The organism is Abyssisolibacter fermentans (assembly GCF_001559865.1).
GTDB classification, from domain to species: domain Bacteria; phylum Bacillota; class Clostridia; order Tissierellales; family MCWD3; genus Abyssisolibacter; species Abyssisolibacter fermentans.
The window spans coordinates 1-3405 of the sequence record NZ_LOHE01000010.1 but is presented as its reverse complement, the minus strand read 5'-3'; the positions used below and the strand labels follow the sequence as shown (position 1 = coordinate 3405).

The 3405-nt window shown below is 27.4% G+C and carries 3 protein-coding genes and 1 pseudogene; all 4 read left to right on the top strand.

Going from position 1 to position 3405, the window contains the following annotated elements:
• The first annotated feature begins 433 nt into the window (after positions 1–433).
• Positions 434–1231 (top strand): class I SAM-dependent methyltransferase, encoded by a 798-nt coding sequence (locus AYC61_RS00985; protein WP_066495479.1) that lies wholly within the window; start codon positions 434–436, stop codon positions 1229–1231.
• Between the two features lie 372 nt (positions 1232–1603).
• Positions 1604–2047: a DUF6036 family nucleotidyltransferase gene (locus AYC61_RS00980; protein ID WP_242866719.1), complete on the top strand. Its 444-nt coding sequence runs from the start codon at positions 1604–1606 to the stop codon at positions 2045–2047.
• Between the two features lie 5 nt (positions 2048–2052).
• Entirely contained in the window at positions 2053–2406 is a 354-nt protein-coding gene (locus tag AYC61_RS00975; RefSeq protein WP_066495474.1) for a hypothetical protein, read from the top strand.
• 282 nt (positions 2407–2688) lie between these two features.
• Positions 2689–3405 (top strand): annotated as a pseudogene (locus tag AYC61_RS00970) (IS256 family transposase); the annotation flags it as partial.

Below are 3405 nucleotides of genomic sequence, written 5' to 3'. Positions count from 1 at the left end.
ATTCTTATTGTATCATTTATATGGGATAGGAATAAGTTTGTGGTTTGAGAGATATGATAATTTATAGTGATGATTTTTTGGCTAGCGTGAGCTAGCTGTTTTTTATGTTTAAAATTGTTTAAGTTGTATTAGAATGTTGTATTTTGAAAGTTAGGGTGTTGCAGGAATTTTATAATAGGTATATAATTTATTTTGTAATAATGGATTATGTTGGCGAGGTAAATTTATTAATGTCTATGATGTAAAACTAATCGGAGACGTTCATTGGAATCGAGAAGAGACAAGTATACAAGATATAAACTATTTATTAAAGAAAGAAGGGAAATATATGTCCATATGAATTACCATATACAAATTGGGAGACAATGTTTTATTCTATTTAGATTTTAAAAATTTAAAAAACTAACAAAATAGTATAATTAGGAGGGATATTATGAATTTGTATGAAACACCAGCATTGTTTAATCAAAACATGTCTAAAGAACAACAGGATAAATTCATGTATTTTTATAAGGGAGTATTTAGTGGATACAATATTACTACAATTCATGATTGTTCAATTGGTGCTGGAGGAAGCACTTTACCTATATCCAAGTTAGGATATAAAGTATCAGGCTCCGATTTAAGTGAGACTTTGTTGAATAAAGCAAAAGAAAATTTTAAAGAAGCAGGTTATGACGTGGAACTTATTACATCAGATTTTAGAAGTTTAGATAAAAATTTGAATAATACGTATGATTGCATAATATCTACGGGAAATTCATTACCTCACATAAAAAATGAAGAAGTAGAACATTTTATAAAACAAATGTATTCAAAAATAAACGAAAATGGATTGTTATATATAGATATTAGGAATTGGGACAAACTATTAAATGAAAGACCAATTTTTAATGAAAAAGATCCTTTTGTTATGACAGAAAAACAACATACAAGTTTATATTTAATATATGATTGGCATGATGATTGTTCAGTAGATTTTGTTTTTGCGACATCCACTGATAGATGTGGAAAACATGATAATACAATATTTGTAACTGCACCTACTTATTATCCTTTGGAATATAAAAAATATGAAAAGATGCTAAATGATAATGGATTTAAAATTATAAAATGTTTTGATGTTGATTATTTGTGGTCTAGTTTTCATAAAGATGAAAATAAAACTGGTGATTTTAAAAAAGATTTTAATAATATTAATTGGTATTCTATACTTGCTCAGAAAATATAACAATCTCAGTATTATTCTTAGGTTTATCCACTTCATCATATAACAACGTGTTCACGCAAGATGCTAATTATCGAGGATAATGAAGTAAGGAATAACAAAAATCATATTTTGAATTCTATCAATAAAATATGGAAACTGTACTAATGATTAGAATAATAGTTATTAGGATATATTAAATACTAAAATGATTGATTTGAAAAAGTAAATAGAGTAATATAATCTTAATAAGAATATTTTTAGTAAATATAAGTTTGGAGTGAGTATATTGAATGAATATTCAGAATTAGAATTATCAAGAATGACACTTAACGATATTAAGTTTAAATTTGAATTAGTTAATTTAGCTCTTAAAAATGATGGAAAAGACTAGAAATATATACACTAGGTGGTGCAGGGGCTTTATTAGCAGGTTATTTTACAAGATATACTCATGATATAGATTATATGGATTTAAAATATCAAGCATGGCAGGGTAAATATCTTGATTTATTGGGTACTCAAACAGATATTCTAGAGTTTAGTCATACGACTGTTTCACCGACATATAAAAATCGCGCCAAAATTGTTTACAATGGGGAAAATCTAAAAGTATATGTATTATCTAAAGAAGATATTGTAGTATCTAAATTATGTAGTTATGCAGAAAAAGATAAGAAAGATATTGATATCCTTATGAAAACAATAAACAAACAAGAATTATTGGAAATAATAAAAGAAGTTAAAAATGATATTAATAGTAGAGTCCCTAAGATAAAAGAGCAATTTCTGCAAAATTTAGAAATACTTATAAAGGAGTATTCCTTAATATTGGAGTGATAAATATGTATAGTTTATTTTTAAGAAATATTGAAGGTTTTAAGTATATAGTAGAAAAAGATTCTTATACAGATAAATGCTTCAGACCTATAGAACTTCTAGGAAATACTAAGGAGTTTATTAATAATAAGAGACGCAATACTAAACTTTATCAGAATTCAAAAGTAATAATTAATGAGATAGATAAACTTAAACATACTAAAAAATATCATCGAGCGGGAGTGTTATTAAGAGAATTAGAAGGAGAAGGAATAATTTTTGATAACAAACCTATAGAAATTGTGTTAGAGGAGGATGTACTATCTGAGCAGATATCATTGTTGTGGCAGTGTATGTTTTTTAACTATGTATTAATATAATTTATAGAAATTTTATTAGGTAAGTATGAATCTTTTTTGGTCATTATGAATATTGGAAAAGTAAAACAACATGGAAACAGTGTTATTTTGATATAAAGTAGAATTAAGAGTATGAAGAAATTGAAAACATTAGGTTAAAGAAATAACATAAAAGCTCAGAGATGAATTTGTTTCTGAGCTTTTTCTACGGCTTAAGGGTAATATAAATTAATCTGTGCTTTTAGAAATAAAACGCTCTAATCTGGCAATAATCAAAATATAACCAGAAGGGAGCGTTTTTTTATGAGTACTTTACCAAAAGAAGTATTAAGAGAAATGATTACACAAGGTAATTTGAAAACAGCAGGAGATCTTCATAGGATATGTTTAAAGATGCACTTCAAGAAATGCTAGAAGCTGAATTAGAAGTGGAGTTGGGTTATTCAAAAGGAGATAAGAAAAATAAACAGAAAAAAAACCGTAGGAATGGATATACAGAAAAAACAGTGAAAACACAATATGGTGAATTGCCGCTAGAAGTACCTCGAGATAGAAATGGCGATTTTGAGCCAGTTGTTGTTCCTAAGAATAAAAGAAATATATCAGGTATAGAAGAAAAAGTAATATCTCTTTATGCAAGAGGGATGTCAACGAGAGGTATACATGAACAAATAAATGAAATATACGGCATAGAAATGTCTGCAGAAATGGTAAGTAAAATTACCGATACAATAATACCTCAAATTAAAGAGTGGCAAAATAGACCGTTAGACTCTGTTTATCCATTCATATTTATGGATGCTATATATTACAAAGTTAGAGAAGATGGTCAAATAAGAAGCAAAGCAGCCTATATAGTTTTTGGCGTTAATTTAGATGGATTTAAAGACATATTAGGTATCTGGATTGGAGAAAATGAAACGTCTAAGTTTTGGCTAGGAGTGCTTAATGATTTGAAAAATAGGGGCGTAGACGATGTTTTAATGTTTTGTGTTGATAGGCTAGCCGGTCTAAAAGAAG